Raw genomic sequence first — 14,574 nt, forward strand, 5'->3', positions numbered from 1 at the left:
CTGCACAACCGCAGCGACCGAACGACAGACACAGCTACCCGACCGCAGCGACGGAATGACCAACGCCGCGGCGCGAAGGCAGCGGCCGGGCGAGCCACCGTGCGCACGCAGCGGTACGACGAGCCGCGGTCAGACGAGCCGCGGTTACGACGAGCAGCGGTGCGGCCGCAGCGTTACCACGGGCCGCGGTGCGGTGAGCGGGCGTCGGTTGGCCGGGTTCTGCCGTGAGCGGGCGTCGGTTGGCCGGGTTCTGCGGTGAGCCGGCGTCGGTTGGCCGGGGTCGGCCGGGGCCGTTCGGCTCAGCGCGAGGTGGTCAGGCCGACGCTGCGGGCCAGTTGGAGGACGGCCTGCTCGAAGAACTCCGTACGGGCCTCGATGACGTTCTGGAACTGGCCGAACAGCTCGAAGCTCAGCAGCCCGAAGAGCTGGGCCCACGCCCCGACCAGCCGGGCCAGTACCGCGGGGGGCAGTTCGACGCCGTGCTCGGCACCGAGCGCCAGGGCATCGGCCACCACCGGGTCGGGCAGCGGTTCGGCGGGTTCCTTCAGCGCACCGGCGGCATGGGCCTCGCGGACCACGCCGATCAGCGCCAGACCGACGCGGGCGGCGGGCTCCGTAGTGGTGCGCGGGGCGCGGTAGCCGGGAACGGGTGAGCCGTAGATCAGCGCGTACTCGTGCGGATGGGCCAGCGCCCACGCGCGGACGCCCGTACAGATCGCGGTCCAGCGGTCCACGGGGCTCGCGGTCGCGGCACCGCGGCGGTCCCGGGCCCGCTCCGCGGCCGCACCGATCGCGTTGTAGGCGTCGACGATCAGCGCGGTGAGCAGGTCGTCGCGGCTGGGGAAGTAGCGGTAGAGCGCGGAGGAGGCCATGCCCAGTTCGCGGGCGACGGCCCGTAGGGAGAGCTTCGCGGCGCCCTCGGCCGCGAGCTGAGCCCGTGCCTCCGCCTTGATGGCCTCGGTGATTTCGCTACGGGCTCGTTCCCTGGCTCCTCGGATCGCAGTCATGTGAGCAGTGTGCCAGCTTCAGAGCGCCGCACAAAAACGAGAGCAGCGCTCTTGCTTTGGTGCACCGATCGTGCGCACACTGTTCACGAGCGAGAGCACTGCTCTCGAATCAGAGCAGCGCCCCGGCGCCCACGCCACCCACCATCCGCCTACGCGCGACCAGAGTCCCCCGAGCCCGAGGAGCCCACCCCATGGCCCGCCACCTCAATCCCAGCCGCTTCGCCGTCCGTCTCAACGGGGCCATCGGCTGGCTCGCGCGCCGCGGCATCAGCCTCGCCGGCGCGGCCGACCTGGCGGTCCGGGGCCGTAAGAGCGGCGAATGGCGCCGCGTCCCGGTCAACCCCATGACGTACGGGAACGGCCGCTATCTCGTCTCGGCCCGCGGTAACTCCGAATGGGTGCGCAATCTCCGCGCGGCGGGCGGCGGCGAACTGCGCGTCGGACGGCGGATCCGGCCGTTCACCGCGGTCGAGTTGGCGCCCGCCGAGACCCCGGAGTTGCTGCGCGCCTACCTCGCACGCTGGGGCTGGGAGGTGAAGGCGTACTTCGGCGAGGTCACCGCCGCCTCCACCGACGAGGAACTCCGCGCCGCGGCCCCCCAGCACCCCGTCTTCCACATCACCGAAGCCTGAAGCGAAGCCCGGGCCCCCGGTACCCACTCTGGGGACCCCACCCGGCCCGGGGACGCCCCATTGGTGCACCCCACCCGGGCCCTGGCACGCCCACTTGGCACGCTCCCCGGCCCTCAAGGCCATCCGCTCGGGGCACCCCACCTGGGCCCCGGCACCCTCTTGGGGCACCCCACCCGGCCCGGCACGCCCACTCGGCACGCTCCCCCGACCCTCAAGGACACCCACTCGGGACAGCGCCCCGAGGCCCCCGGGACACCAACTCGGCACGCGTCCCCGGCCCTCCAGGACACCCGCTCGGGACGGCTCCCCAGGCGCCCCCGGGATACCAACTCGGGGCGCTCCGCCACCCGCCAGGGCACCCCACTCGGGACGGCTCCCCCAAGCGCCCCGCGACACCAACTCGGCACGCGCCCCAGCCCCGCCAGGGCACCCACTTGGGACGGCTTCCCCAAGCGCCCCGGGACACCACCCGCACCCCGGCCCTCCAGGGCACCCACTTGGGACGCCCCCCGAGGCCCCCGAGGCCCCCGGGACACCAACTCGGCACACTCCCCCGGGAGCGCTCCCCCCGCCCGCCCCCTCCCCTCGATCCAGCGCGCGACGCCCCCACGCCGCCCGCACTCACCCCCGGTCCAGTGCCTCCAGCGCGCGGCGGGCCATGCCGTTCGTGCGGATCATCTCGGCGAGGGTGGTCGTCCCGCGGGTGATCTTCGCGAAGGCGTGCCAGGCCGGGCGGAAGCCGGTGACCGCGGCGTGCATCAGGCCGGGGCGGCGGGAGAAGACCTGGAGCATGCGCCGGCCCACGCCCATCTCCACGCCGAGGCCCGCCTTGATCGCGAAGGCGTAATTGAGCGCCTGGCGACGGGCGTCGACCGCGTCGTGGGCCTCCGCGACCCGGACCGCCCACTCCCCCGCGAGCCGTCCGGACCGCAGGGCGAACGAGATGCCCTCCCGGGTCCACGGCTCCAGCAGACCGGCCGCGTCGCCGCACACCAGCACCCGGCCGCGGGAGAGCGGTGAGTCATCGGCGCGGCAGCGGGTCAGATGGCCCGAGGAGATGCTCGGTTCGAAGCCGGCCAGGCCCAGCCGGCCGATGAAGTCCTCCAGGTACCGCTTGGTCGCCGCGCCCTCGCCGCGCGCCGAGATGACGCCGACGGTGAGCGTGTCGCCCTTGGGGAAGACCCAGCCGTAGCTGCCGGGGAGCGGGCCCCAGTCGATGAGCACCCGGCCCGCCCAGTCCTCGGCGACCGGCTCGGGCACCGGAATCTCCGCCTCCAGCCCGAGGTCGACCTGGTCGAGCTTGACCCCGACGTGTGCTCCTATCCGGCCGGCACTGCCGTCCGCGCCCACTACGGCGCGCGCCAGCACCACCTCCCCGTCGCCCAGCACCACCGCGACCGTGCGGCGGTCCGGGACCTCGGCGCCGTGCTGCTCGACCCGGGAGACCGTGACGCCCGTACGGACCGTGGCACCGGCGTCCTTGGCCGACTCGACCAGCCGGGCGTCGAATTCGGGGCGGTTGATCAGGCCGAAGAGCATGTGCTTGGAGCGGCGGGTGCGGCTCAGCCGGCCGTTCAGCGAGAAGGTCACGGCGTGCACGCGGTCACGCAGCGGCAGGTCGAAGCCGGGCGGGAGGGAGTCGCGCGAAGGGCCGATGATGCCGCCGCCGCAGGTTTTGTAGCGCGGCAGCTCGGCCTTCTCCAGGAGGAGCACCCGGCGCCCCGTACAGGCCGCGGCGTGTGCGGCCGAGGCGCCCGCCGGCCCCGCCCCCACCACCACGACGTCCCACACCTGCTGGTTGCCCTCGGCTGCCCGCTCGCTGCTCACCTGTGCTTCTGCTCCCGTTCGATGCCTGGCTGCGTACCGCCCTCGCATCCTACGGGCCGCTGTTGCGCACGGGGCCTGTGGGAAGATCGGTGGAATGCACACCCGCAGGGCCCCTACGGGAAGCCGTGCCCTGCGTCCGGCCCGGCCGGCTCACGAGGCCGGGCGGCCGGTCCCCCACACGCCGCGCCCACAAGGAGCGTTCATGTCCGACAGCCCGCTCGCGCAGACCGTCGCCGCGCTGCAGCCCCGTGCCAGGACCGAACTGGCGGAGCTCGTGGCCTTCAAGTCGGTGGCCGATCCGGCCCAGTTCCCCCCGAGCGAGTGCGAGGCGGCCGCCGAGTGGATCGCCGCGGCGCTGCGGGCGGACGGTTTCGAGGACGTGGCGCTGCTCGACACCCCGGACGGCACCCGGTCCGTCTACGGCTACCTGCCCGGCCCCTCGGGTGCGAAGACCGTCCTGCTCTACGCCCACTACGACGTGCAGCCGCCGCTGGACGAGGCCGCCTGGGTCTCACCGCCGTTCGAGCTGACCGAACGGAACGGCCGCTGGTACGGCCGCGGCGCCGCGGACTGCAAGGGCGGGCTGATCATGCATCTGACGGCGCTGCGCGCGCTGAAGGAGCACGGCGGGGTCCCGGTCAACGTCAAGGTGATCGTGGAGGGTTCCGAGGAGCAGGGCACCGGCGGGCTGGAGCGGTACGCCGAGGCGCACCCGGAGCTGCTGGCCGCGGACGCCGTCGTCATCGGTGACACGGGGAACTTCCGGGTCGGGCTGCCGACGGTGACCGCGACGCTGCGCGGGATGACCCTGGTGCGCGTCCAGGTCGACACCCTGGAGGGCAATCTGCACTCCGGGCAGTTCGGCGGTGCGGCCCCGGACGCGCTGGCGGCGCTGATCCGGATCCTGGACTCGCTGCGCGCCGAGGACGGTTCGACGACGGTGAACGGGCTGACCGGCGACGCGACCTGGGAGGGCCTGCAGTATCCGGAGGAGGAGTTCCGCCGGGACGCCAAGGTCCTGGACGGCGTCGAACTGATCGGCAACGGGTCGGTCGCGGACCGGATCTGGGCCCGCCCGGCCGTCACGGTGCTGGGCATCGACTGCCCGCCGGTGGTCGGCGCCACCCCGTCCGTGCAGGCCGGGGCGCGGGCCCTGGTGAGCCTGCGGGTCCCGCCGGGCACGGACGCGGCGGCGGCCACGAAGCTGCTGGCGGCACACCTGGCGAAGGCCGCGCCGTGGGGCGCGCGGGTGGCGGTGGAGCAGGTCGGCCAGGGCCAGCCGTTCCGCGCGGACACCAGCAGCCCGGCGTACGCCTCGATGGCGGCGGCGCTGCGGGAGGCCTACGACGGCGCGGAGATGCAAACATCGGGTATGGGTGGCTCCATCCCGCTGTGCAACACCCTGGCCGGTCTCTACCCCGACGCGGAGATCCTCCTCATCGGGCTGAGCGAGCCGGAGGCGCAGATCCACGCGGTGAACGAGAGCGTGTCGCCGGAGGAACTGCAGCGGCTCTCCTTGGCGGAGGCGCTGTTCCTCCGGCGGTACGCGGCGCTTGGGTGAGCCCGTACGTACTTGGCTTTCCCGCCGCGGGGCGTCTGGCCGTTGCGCTTGGCGGCGCCCCGCACGTAGTTGGCCGTCGCGCCGCGGTTGTTGCTCGCCGTTGCGCCTGGCGGCGCCCCGCACGTACCCGTCTTTCCCGCCGCGGGGCGTCTCACCGTTGCGCCTGGCGGCGCCCCGCACGTACCCGTCTGTCCCGCCGCGGGGCGTCTCACCGTTGCGCCTGGCGGCGCCCCGCACGTACCCGTCTGTCCCGCCGCGGGGCGTCTCGCCGTTGCGCCTGGCGGATCCCCGTACGTACTCGGCCGTCCCGCCACGGGGCGTCTCGCCGTTGCGCCTGGCGGCGGGCGTTTGTTTGTTGGGTGCGGTGACAGCCCTCCAGACTTCGTCCTCCGGTCTGTCCCCTCCCGGGAGTGGGGGGGGTGAGGCCGGTGGGGGTGGACGTCGTCGGTTCGGGTGCACCGTGCACTCTCGTGGTGTGGGGCTGGGTATCGGGAATATCTCCCTGTCCCGTCGGGTTGAGGCCCTGCAAGGGGGGCTCGCGTCCCCTACGGGATCTGTTCGACATTCCCCTACGGGAGACCCGCCCAAGGCCAGCAACAGTCGAGCCGCCGCAGCCCCGGACTAAACGGGAACGCCCGCCTCCAAATGGAGCGGGTACCCCTGTTCCCGGGCGCGTAGTGCCCAGCGGAGGCGGTTCCAGCGGACGGGGGGCAGCATGGTTTCCGCCTCGGCCTCGGTGACGAAGCGCCAGGCGCGCAGTTCCGCGCCGGGCAGCAGCAGTTTGCTGATCCGGTCGTCGCTCAGCACGCCGCCGTCGTAGAGCAGCCGCAGGCCGCCGTAGCCGGGTGGGCGGGGCGCCTCCCAGTCGAGCACCAACAGGCGTGGGGTGCTGGGGAGTTCGATGCCGAGTTCCTCGGCCACCTCGCGGACGCCGGCGTGGGTGGGGGCCTCACCGCGTTCCACGATGCCGCCGGGGAATTCCCAGCCCGCCTTGTAGGTGGGGTCGACCAGCAGCACCCGGTCCTGGTCGTCGAAGAGCAGGACGCCGGCGGCGAGGGTCTCGGCGGTCGGTTCGGGGGTCTGCACGATGTCGCAGGCGCCGGCGCCGGTGCGCAGCGCCTCGGCGACGCGTTCGGCGGTCTGCCGGGGCGTCAGCCGGGTGGTGTCGACGACATGGGCGTCGGTCGTCAGCCAGGGCAGCGCATCGGCGTACGGGCCGAGGTGCGCCAGGCACCAGCGGCGGACGGACGCATTGGCCGCGTCGTCTCCGGGCGTTTCCTCCCGGTGCGCTATCCGCGTGCGCAGGATCGTTTCCTCCGCATGGAGGAGAACGTGCCGGACGGGTATCCGGCGGGCGGCGAGGGCGCCGAAGATCTCATCGCGGTATTCCTGCCGCAGCAGCGTCATGGGGGTGACCAGCGGGCCGGGGACCTCGGTGAGCAGCGCCGCCGCGGTGTCGACCACCATGCGCCGCCAGGACGGCAGGTCCTGGTAGTCGTCGACCTCCTCGAAGCGCTTGGCCGGCAGCATCAGCCGCAGCCCGTTGCCGAGGAGTTCGGGGTCGTAGAGCGTGCTTCCGGGAAGCAGGTCGAGCAGTTCATGAGCCGCAGTGGTCTTGCCCGCACCGAACGTGCCGTTCAGCCAGACGATCACGGTTTCCCCTCTTCCCTAGACCCAGGTGAGTTGCCCGCAACACCCTGCCACGGAAACGCTCGGGGTCACGGGCCGCGCGCACGGCCGGGAACGCTGCCTGTTCGACCGCCGGTCCGGCCGGGGAGGCCCCGGCAAACAAGCGCTCCCCAGCCCCTCCAGCACCGAAACCCTCACCCGCACACCCGGTGCGCGTACCTGCGCGGAAGCGCCGGAATCCGCATATGACGGGGGCGCATCGTGCCCGGCCCCGGCGGCGCGCACGGTGGTCAGCCCTTGCTCGCCCCGAGGGTCAGGCCGGCGATGAAATGCCGTTGCAGGAGGAGGAAGACAACGACGGTGGGAAGCGCGACGAGGACGGAGCCCGCGGCGAGCAGGTTGTAGTCGGTGAAGAACTGGCCGCGCAGGTTATTGAGGGCGGAGGTGACCGGCAGTTTGTCGCCGTCCGAGAGGAAGACCAGGCCCCACAGGAAATCGTTGTACATCCAGGTGAATTGCAGGGTGCCGAGTGCGGCGAGTGCGGGCCGGCACAGCGGGAGGGTGATCTGCCGGTACTGCGCCCAGACGCCGGCGCCGTCGACGATCGCGGCTTCGAGGATTTCCCGTGGCAGGGTGCGCATGAAGTTCGCCAGGACGAAGACGCAGAATCCGAGTTGGAAGGCGATCTGCACGGCGATGACCGCCCAGAGGGAGTCGTAGAGCGTCATCGAGTCGGACATCCAGTACGGCAGCGGGACCTTGTTGAAGAGCACGTAGAGCGGGGTGACGAGCACTTGTTGGGGCAGCAGGTTCCCGGCGGTGAAAACCATCAGCAGGGCCGTCCCGCCGCGGATCCGGAGCCGGGAGATGGCGAACGCCACGAACGACGCGAGGAAGAGGGTGAGCAGGACTCCGGGGACGGCGATGAGGAGTGAGTTCAGGAAGTACTTGCTCATTCCGGAGTCGACGAATGCCTGGCGGTAGTAGGCGAAGGAAAGGTGGCGCGGGAGGGAGAAATAGCCGTATCGCGCGGTCTCTTCGTAGGGCCGCAGGGAGGCGTAGACGGCCAGCAGGAGGGGGGCGAGGAAGGCCAGCGAAACGGCGGTGAGGAAGAGGTGCACGCCGAACCGGCCGCGGCGGGCCGGTCCGGTAGGCGGCGGTAGCCGTAGCGGGGCGGGCGATACCGTCATTGCTGCTGCTCCCCTCGGAGTTCCTGGACGAGATAGGTCACGATGAATCCGAGCGACACGAGGAGCAGGACGACGGCGATGGCGGAGCCGAAGCCGATCCGGCCGGCCTCCCCGATGATGTTGTCGGTGACGAGTACGGACAGCAGTTCCAGGCCGTTGCGGCCCTTGTTGACGGCGTAGACGATGTCGAAGGCGCGCAGCGATTCGATGACGGTGATGACGCCGACGATGACGTTCACCGGCCGCAGGGTGGGCAGTACGACGCGGAAGAATGCCTGCCGTTGGTTCGCACCGTCGAGGGCGGCGGCCTCTTTGAGGGCGGGGTCGACGGATTTCAGGCCGGCGAGATAGAGAATCATGACGTATCCGGTGTGCCGCCAGCAGGCCGCCAAAAGAACCATCCAGATGTTGCGGTCGGGATCTCCCAGCCAGTCGGTGGGATTCTTCCCGCCGAGTACGGCATTGAGCGCGCCCTGGTCCCGGGAGAGGATCAGCTGGGCGATGAAACCGACGACGGCGAGCGACAGCACCACCGGCATGTAGAGGGTGGACTGGTAGAAGCGGCTGAAGCGGACGCCGCGGTCGATGAGCACGGCGAGCAGCAGCCCGAAGGGGGCGGCGAGCAGGCCGAGGAATGCCAGCCACAGCAGATTGTGGCGGACCGCGGGCCAGAACGGCGGATAGTCGGTGAACAGGTTCCGGTAGTTTTCCAGGCCGGCCCATTTGAGGTCGCCGATACCGTCCCAGGTGGTGAAGGACAGTCCGACGGAGGCCAGCGTCGGGCCCCAGATCAGGGCGAGATCGAGCAGGATCGGCAGGCCCAGCAGGGCGCCGAGGACGGCGAGGTCGCGGCGGGTGTGCCGCCGCGGCCCCGGTCTTCCGGCGCGCCGGGCACGGGTTTTCAGCACGGCGGTTCGCTCCCCGTCATTTCTCGCGGTAGGTCGTTCTGCCGGTGCCCGGGGCTCATCCGGTGGCGAAGATCTGTTTCTTCTGGCGTTCGATGTCGTTGACCAGGCCGTCGATGTCATCCGGATTGTTGAGGAACTGCTGGATCGCCTGGATCATCACGGTCGAGGCGAAATCGGGCCGGGTGTCGCGGTCCATGAACTGCGAGATCTGCTTGGCGCCGGCGACGAGGTGCACGGCCTTCTTCTGCAGCGCGGTGTACGCGGCGGTATCCGCGCCGCTGTTGACCGCGATGTTGTTGGGGTCGTACGTGAGGTAGGTGTTCTCCGCCTCCGGGGTGGCGAGGAACTTCAGCAGGTCTCTGGCGCCGTCCTTGTCCTTGGCCTTGCGCGACATCAGGAATCCGTCGATCGGTGCCTCGACCGCGTCCTGGCCGTGCGCCGGGTCGATTTCCGGGAAGGGGAAGAAATCCAGGTCCGGGCGGTCGGCTGCGCTGAACTGCTGCCCGGGGTGGGGAAGTCCGAGGACGGTCATGCCGGCCTTCTTCTGCGCGAGCGTCTGTGCGGCCTCCTGCCAGGTGCGGCCGTTGGCGCCTTTCTGGTGGTAGGGCATGAGTCCGCGCCACAGGTCGAAGACCTGCTTGACCTGCGGGCTGTTCCAGGATTTCTGGCCGCTCATCAGCGCGAGGTGGAAGTCGTAGCCGTTCGCGCGCATGTTGAGGTAGTCGAAGGTGCCCATCGCCGGCCAGCCGTCCTTGTCGCCGAAGGCGAACGGCACCAGCCCGTCCTTCTGCATCTTCTTGGCGAGCGCCCGGTACTCGTCGAAGGTCCGGGGTGTCTCGTAACCCCTTTCCCGGAACACGCTCTTACGGTGGAAGACGGCCCAGGGATAGTAGTAGTACGGCACGAGATACTGCTTGCCGTCGCGTCCCGTCGACTGCTTCTTCAGCGCGTCGGTGAATCCGTCGAAGTGCCGCCACAGATCGCTGATGTCGGAGAGCAGACCCTTCTGCGCGAAGTACTGCATGCGGTTCCCGGCGAACCACATGAAGACGTCGTCCGGGCTCCCCTGGAGATACCGGTTGATGTTCTCCTGGAAGTTCTCGTGATTGACGGTGTTGACCTTCACCGTCTTCTTGGACTTCTTCTCGTACGCCGTGAAGGCCGCGGCGAAGGCCTTCTTCGGTACGGCGTCCGAGGCGTTGGAGCCCATCGTGATACCGCTGGGACCGCTGTCGCAGGCGGTGAGCAGGGCCGGCAGGGCCACCGCCCCGGCGCCGAGCGCGGCGCCCCTCAGCAGCGTCCGGCGGGACATCCGACGTCCCGCCACTTCCCCGTACGCATCCGAACCGCTGAACGGTGACTGGGCCATGGCCCCCTCCTCAAGGGTGGAACCAAACAGAAACGAACGCGAGTGGTGGGATCTCACTCCGAACTGCCGGGTGCGTCAAGGGCTTTGGCGGGCAGAGCATCAACCGTTACCGCTCCTCTTCCAACAGACTCCAACAAGCTCTACCGTAAGCACTCGCCAGTGGCAGGTACCCGACCTCACCCCACCTCTCGCGAAGACGGAGGACGCGAACCATGCGCGTTCCTATCCGCTCCATCCGCCGGACGGGCCACCGACGATTCGTCGGAGCGCTGTCCCTCGCCCTGCTCTGTGCGGCGGGCGCGACCGCGCCGCCCGCCGCGGCCCGTACCCCGGGCAACGCCGGCGCCGCACCCGCCGCCTCCGCGCACCCCGCGCCGCGGCTCCCCGACGGGCTGGCCAAGACGCCCCCGATGGGCTTCAACAACTGGAACTCCACGCACTGCCGCGCCGAGTTCACCGAGGACATGGTCAAGGGCATCGCCGACCTCTTCCTCGCCAAGGGACTCAAGGACGCGGGATATCAGTACGTCAATCTCGACGATTGCTGGGCGCTGCCCACGCGCGACGCGAACGGCAAGCTCGTACCGGACCCCCGCCGATTCCCGCACGGCATCAAGGCGGTCGCCGACTATGTCCACTCCAAGGGCCTGAAGTTCGGCATCTATACCAGCGCCGGAACCAAGACCTGCAATTCCGCCGGATTCCCCGGCGGCCTCGGACACGAGAAGTCCGACGCCCAGCAGTTCGCCGACTGGGGCGTGGACTACCTCAAGTACGACAACTGCAATAACCAGGGCGTGGACGCCCAGCAGCGGTACCGCGCGATGCGGGACGCGCTGCGGGCCACCGGACGGCCCATCGTCTACAGCATCTGCGAATGGGGCGAGAACAAGCCCTGGGAGTGGGCGTCGGACGTAGGACATCTGTGGCGCACGACCGGTGACATCAGTGACTCCTGGTCGAGCATGCTGGCGATCGCCCGGCAGAACCTGCCGCTCGCGCCGTACGCCGGCCCGGGACACTGGAACGACCCGGACATGCTGGAAGTCGGCAACGGCGGGATGACGGACACCGAGTACCGCAGCCACTTCTCCCTCTGGTCGATGATGGCCGCGCCGCTGCTGATCGGCTCCGACCTGCGCAAGGCCGGCCCGGAGACGTTCGAGATCCTGGCCAACAAGGACGTCATCGCGCTCGACCAGGACGCCCTGGGCAAGCAGGCCACCGTGCTGGCGTCCGAGTCCGGCCGCTGGACCCTGGTCAAGCAACTCGCGGGCGGCGAGCGGGCGGTGGCGCTCTTCAACGAGACCGACCGGCCGCAGCGGATCGCCACCACCGCCCGGGCCGCCGGCCTCCCGCAGGCCGCCGGTTACCGGCTGCGCGACCTGTGGCAGCACCGCGACACCCACACCACGGGCGCCATCGCCGCCACCGTCCCGGCGCACGGCACCACCGTCTACCGGGTCGCCGCCGACAAGAACTGGGCGACCTACCCGCCGGCCGTCGAGACCGGCACCGACCGCACGCCCCTGGTCGAGGCCGGAGCGTCCACGGACCTCCGCTCCACCGTCCGCAACCTGGGCGGCACCCCCGCCCGGAACCTCACGGTGACGCTCAAGGCCCCGCGGGGCTGGCACGCCACGGCCACCTCCCCCGCCACCGCCCGAGCACTGCCCGGCGGCCGGGCCCTCACCACCACCTGGCGGATCGCCGCACCGGCCGGCGCCGCCCCCGGCCCGTACGACCTGCCGCTGACCGCCGACTACCGCTCACCGCGCGGCGAACGGGTCACCGCCACCCTGCCCGGCACCGCCCACATCGTGGTACCGCCGCCCGCCGGGATCGCGTACGCCGCCGAACTGCCCTGGCTGACCGCCGCCAACGGCTGGGGCCCGGTCGAGAGGAACACCAGTGTCGGGGAGGACGCGGCCGGGGACGGCGGCCCGCTCCGGATCGGCGGCACCGGCTACACCAAGGGCCTGGGCGTCCATGCGGCCGGCGACGTCACCTTCTACACCGGCCGGAAGTGCTCCGCGTTCAGCGCCCGGGTCGGGATCGACGACGAGGTCGGTGACCGGGGTTCCGCCGGCTTCGAGGTCTGGGCGGACGGCAAACGGGTCACCGCGAGCGGGATCGTGACCGGCACCGACGCCGCCCGGACGCTGACCGCCGCGGTCGCCGGGGCCGAGACCGTCCGCCTCGTCGTCACCGACGGCGGGGACGGCATCGACTACGACCACGCCGACTGGGCGGACGCCAAGTTCACCTGCTGATACGGCAGTTGAGCGCCGGACCGGGCACGGCGGTGTCGGCGGTCAGCCCGGCGCTCACAGGCGGGCGGGTTCCCGGGCTCTGCACCGGGCCCCGCCCGCCCGCCGTGCGTTCACGAACGGCCGTCAGCAGACCGGCAGCCCCGGGACGGGCTGGTCGTTCGCCCCGCCCTTGAGGTAGACGACGCTGACGTAGACCCCCGCGTTGCCGCTGTCGTCGTCCGTCTTGGCCCACCAGACGTTCGTCCATTTCCCGTAGGTCTCGCGGCGGCCCAGCTTCGCCTGGCAGTAGAAGTAGTTGGTGCCCATGTTCACCACCCCGACCTGCTGGAACGACGCGGTGTAGGAATTCGCGGTGCGCCAGACGTCGCAGTTGGTCCTGCCGCTGCCGATGGACACACAGGACGTCGGCGCCGGGGTCGGGTCGCCGCCGCTGCCTCCGGCGCCACCGCCACCGGAATCACCGCCGTGCGTCCCGCCCGAGCCGCTGCCGCCACCGCTCCCGTCATGGCCGCCGTCCGCTCCGCCGCTCCCGTCACCACCCGAACTCCCGCCCGTTCCACCGGGCTTGGTGTCCGCACCCTTGGACGTCGCACCGTCCGTGGGCCGGCCGGACGCGGACGATGACGCACCCGCCCCGCCGTCCGCCCCCGCGTCCCGCGCCTTCCCCCGGTCCTTGCCCTGGGCGTCGTCCTTGCCGGTGGTCGTGCCCGGTGCGCCCGGCCCGCTGGGCGTCGGCGCCGGTTCCGGCGACTGCCGGCCGCGGTCCGCGACCGTATCGCTCGGGCCGCCGCCGACCAGTGCGTACGTCACCCCGCCACCGGCGGCGAGCACGGCCAGCACCGCCGCCACGGCCAGCGCCACCCGACGGCGGCGCCGCGCGGGCAGCCGCTCGGTGTCCCGCTCACCGGGGTTCGCCGGGTACGGGTGAGTGCCCGTAGTGCCCACTGACGGACCGGCCGGCACACCGGGCGGGTCGGCGGCCGCACCGGGGGTCGGATAGGAAAATCCGGGCCGCTGGGTGGCGGCCGGGGGGTGGGGCCGGGGGTGCGCCTGGGTGGGGCCCGAAGCCTGGGACGGGGAGTGGCTGTGCCCCTGGGGCTGGGGATGCGGCGGTGGCGGGAGTTCCTGCGGCGGGGCCGGCGGGGTGAGCGGCCGCAGATCGGTCGCGGTGGGCAGATGCGGTGCGCCGGGTGCCGGGGCGGGCGCGGGGTCCCGTCCCTCGGCCACCGCCCGGAGCATGCTCCGGGCCTCCGCGGCGGACGGCCGGTCGGCCGGGTTCTTGGCCATCAGGGCGTGCAGCACGGGTGTCAGCGGGCCGGCCCGGCGCGGCTCGGGCAGCGCCTCGGTCACGATCGCGGTGAGCGTGGACCACACCGACGTACGGCGGAACGGCGCGCCGCCGCCCTCGACCGCCGCGTACAGCGTCATGCCCAGCGACCAGATGTCGGAGGCCGGGGTGGGGTCCTGGCCCTGCGCCCGCTCCGGGGGCAAGTAGTCGATCGAGCCGACGAGTTCGCCGCTGCGGGTGAGGTGCGTGGTCGCGCCGTCGCCCGGGGCCTCGATGCTGGCGATGCCGAAGTCGGTGAGCACCACCCGGCCGGTGCGGTCGAGCAGCACATTGCCCGGCTTCACATCGCGGTGCAGCACGCCCACCTGGTGGGCGGCGTCCAACGCGTCCATCACCTGGGCGCCGATCCGGGCGATCTCCCGCGGGTCGAGCGGGCCGCGCTCCTCCAGGGCGTCGTCCAGCGACGGGCCGTCCACCAGCTCCATGACGATGACCGGCCGGCCGTCCTCGTCGATGACGTCATGGACCGTGACCACACCGGAATGCCGGATCCGGGCCGCGGCGCGCGCCTCGCGCTGCATACGGGTGCGCAGATCGGCGAGCTCCGGCGCGGAGGCGTCCGTATAGGCGCGCAGCACCTTGACCGCGACCTCGCGGCCCAGCACCTCGTCCACCGCCCGGCAGACCACTCCCATACCGCCGCGGCCGATCCGGTCGGTGACGCGGTAACGGCCGCCGAGCAGCCGTCCGGTCAGATCGGCGTCGGTGCCGCGCCGGGGACCGCTCGCCTCGGCGGCGCGGGGCGCACCGGGCGCGCCGCCGGCAGGGCTGCTCGGTACCGCATCGGCCGGTCCGTCATCCGTGTCCTGCGGCGGGGCTCCGCCTGGCTC

At 71.8% G+C, this 14,574-nt stretch carries 10 protein-coding genes; 3 read left to right on the plus strand and 7 right to left on the minus strand.

The features are described 5' to 3' along the window. Window positions 1–299: 299 nt before the first annotated feature. Window positions 300–1,007 (minus strand): TetR/AcrR family transcriptional regulator, encoded by a 708-nt coding sequence (locus AB0E02_RS12465; RefSeq protein WP_362138054.1) that lies wholly within the window; start codon window positions 1,005–1,007, stop codon window positions 300–302. A gap of 191 nt (window positions 1,008–1,198) precedes the next feature. Between AB0E02_RS12465 and AB0E02_RS12470 the strand changes: the two genes are divergently transcribed. After that, on the plus strand, window positions 1,199–1,639 hold the full coding sequence (locus AB0E02_RS12470) for a nitroreductase family deazaflavin-dependent oxidoreductase (protein ID WP_362138056.1): 441 nt from the start codon (window positions 1,199–1,201) through the stop codon (window positions 1,637–1,639). A 621-nt stretch (window positions 1,640–2,260) separates the two neighbouring features. On the opposite strand, the gene AB0E02_RS12475 is transcribed toward AB0E02_RS12470, so the two are convergent. Continuing rightward, window positions 2,261–3,466, minus strand: coding sequence for a geranylgeranyl reductase family protein (locus AB0E02_RS12475; RefSeq protein WP_201802398.1), 1,206 nt, complete (start codon window positions 3,464–3,466; stop codon window positions 2,261–2,263). A gap of 202 nt (window positions 3,467–3,668) precedes the next feature. Here AB0E02_RS12475 and AB0E02_RS12480 point away from each other — a divergent pair, with 202 nt between their 5' ends. Continuing rightward, window positions 3,669–5,027 (plus strand): dipeptidase, encoded by a 1,359-nt coding sequence (locus AB0E02_RS12480; protein ID WP_362138058.1) that lies wholly within the window; start codon window positions 3,669–3,671, stop codon window positions 5,025–5,027. A gap of 621 nt (window positions 5,028–5,648) precedes the next feature. Here the strand turns inward: AB0E02_RS12480 and AB0E02_RS12485 are convergent. The 4 genes from AB0E02_RS12485 to AB0E02_RS12500 form a co-directional block, all read right to left on the minus strand. Continuing rightward, the gene (locus tag AB0E02_RS12485; protein WP_362138060.1) at window positions 5,649–6,680 is read right to left on the minus strand and encodes an NUDIX domain-containing protein; all 1,032 of its coding nucleotides are present in this window, start codon (window positions 6,678–6,680) and stop codon (window positions 5,649–5,651) included. Window positions 6,681–6,946: 266 nt separating this feature from the next. Beyond that, on the minus strand, window positions 6,947–7,846 hold the full coding sequence (locus AB0E02_RS12490) for a carbohydrate ABC transporter permease (protein ID WP_362138062.1): 900 nt from the start codon (window positions 7,844–7,846) through the stop codon (window positions 6,947–6,949). Beyond that, the gene (locus tag AB0E02_RS12495) at window positions 7,843–8,754 is read right to left on the minus strand and encodes a sugar ABC transporter permease (protein WP_362138064.1); all 912 of its coding nucleotides are present in this window, start codon (window positions 8,752–8,754) and stop codon (window positions 7,843–7,845) included. Before AB0E02_RS12495 ends, AB0E02_RS12490 begins: the two co-directional genes overlap by 4 nt. 55 nt (window positions 8,755–8,809) lie before the next feature. After that, the gene (locus AB0E02_RS12500; protein WP_362138139.1) at window positions 8,810–10,066 is read right to left on the minus strand and encodes an ABC transporter substrate-binding protein; all 1,257 of its coding nucleotides are present in this window, start codon (window positions 10,064–10,066) and stop codon (window positions 8,810–8,812) included. A 269-nt stretch (window positions 10,067–10,335) separates the two neighbouring features. On the opposite strand from AB0E02_RS12500, the gene AB0E02_RS12505 reads away from it, so the two are divergent. Further along, on the plus strand, window positions 10,336–12,396 hold the full coding sequence (locus AB0E02_RS12505; protein WP_362138066.1) for an NPCBM/NEW2 domain-containing protein: 2,061 nt from the start codon (window positions 10,336–10,338) through the stop codon (window positions 12,394–12,396). A gap of 123 nt (window positions 12,397–12,519) precedes the next feature. Here the strand turns inward: AB0E02_RS12505 and AB0E02_RS12510 are convergent, their stop codons facing one another. Beyond that, complete coding sequence (locus AB0E02_RS12510) at window positions 12,520–14,439, minus strand: serine/threonine-protein kinase (protein WP_362138141.1); 1,920 nt, start codon at window positions 14,437–14,439, stop codon at window positions 12,520–12,522. Window positions 14,440–14,574: the final 135 nt, after the last annotated feature.

Origin of the sequence: Streptomyces sp. NPDC048196, assembly GCF_040652715.1 — a bacterium.
Lineage (GTDB): Bacteria > Actinomycetota > Actinomycetes > Streptomycetales > Streptomycetaceae > Streptomyces > Streptomyces siderophoricus.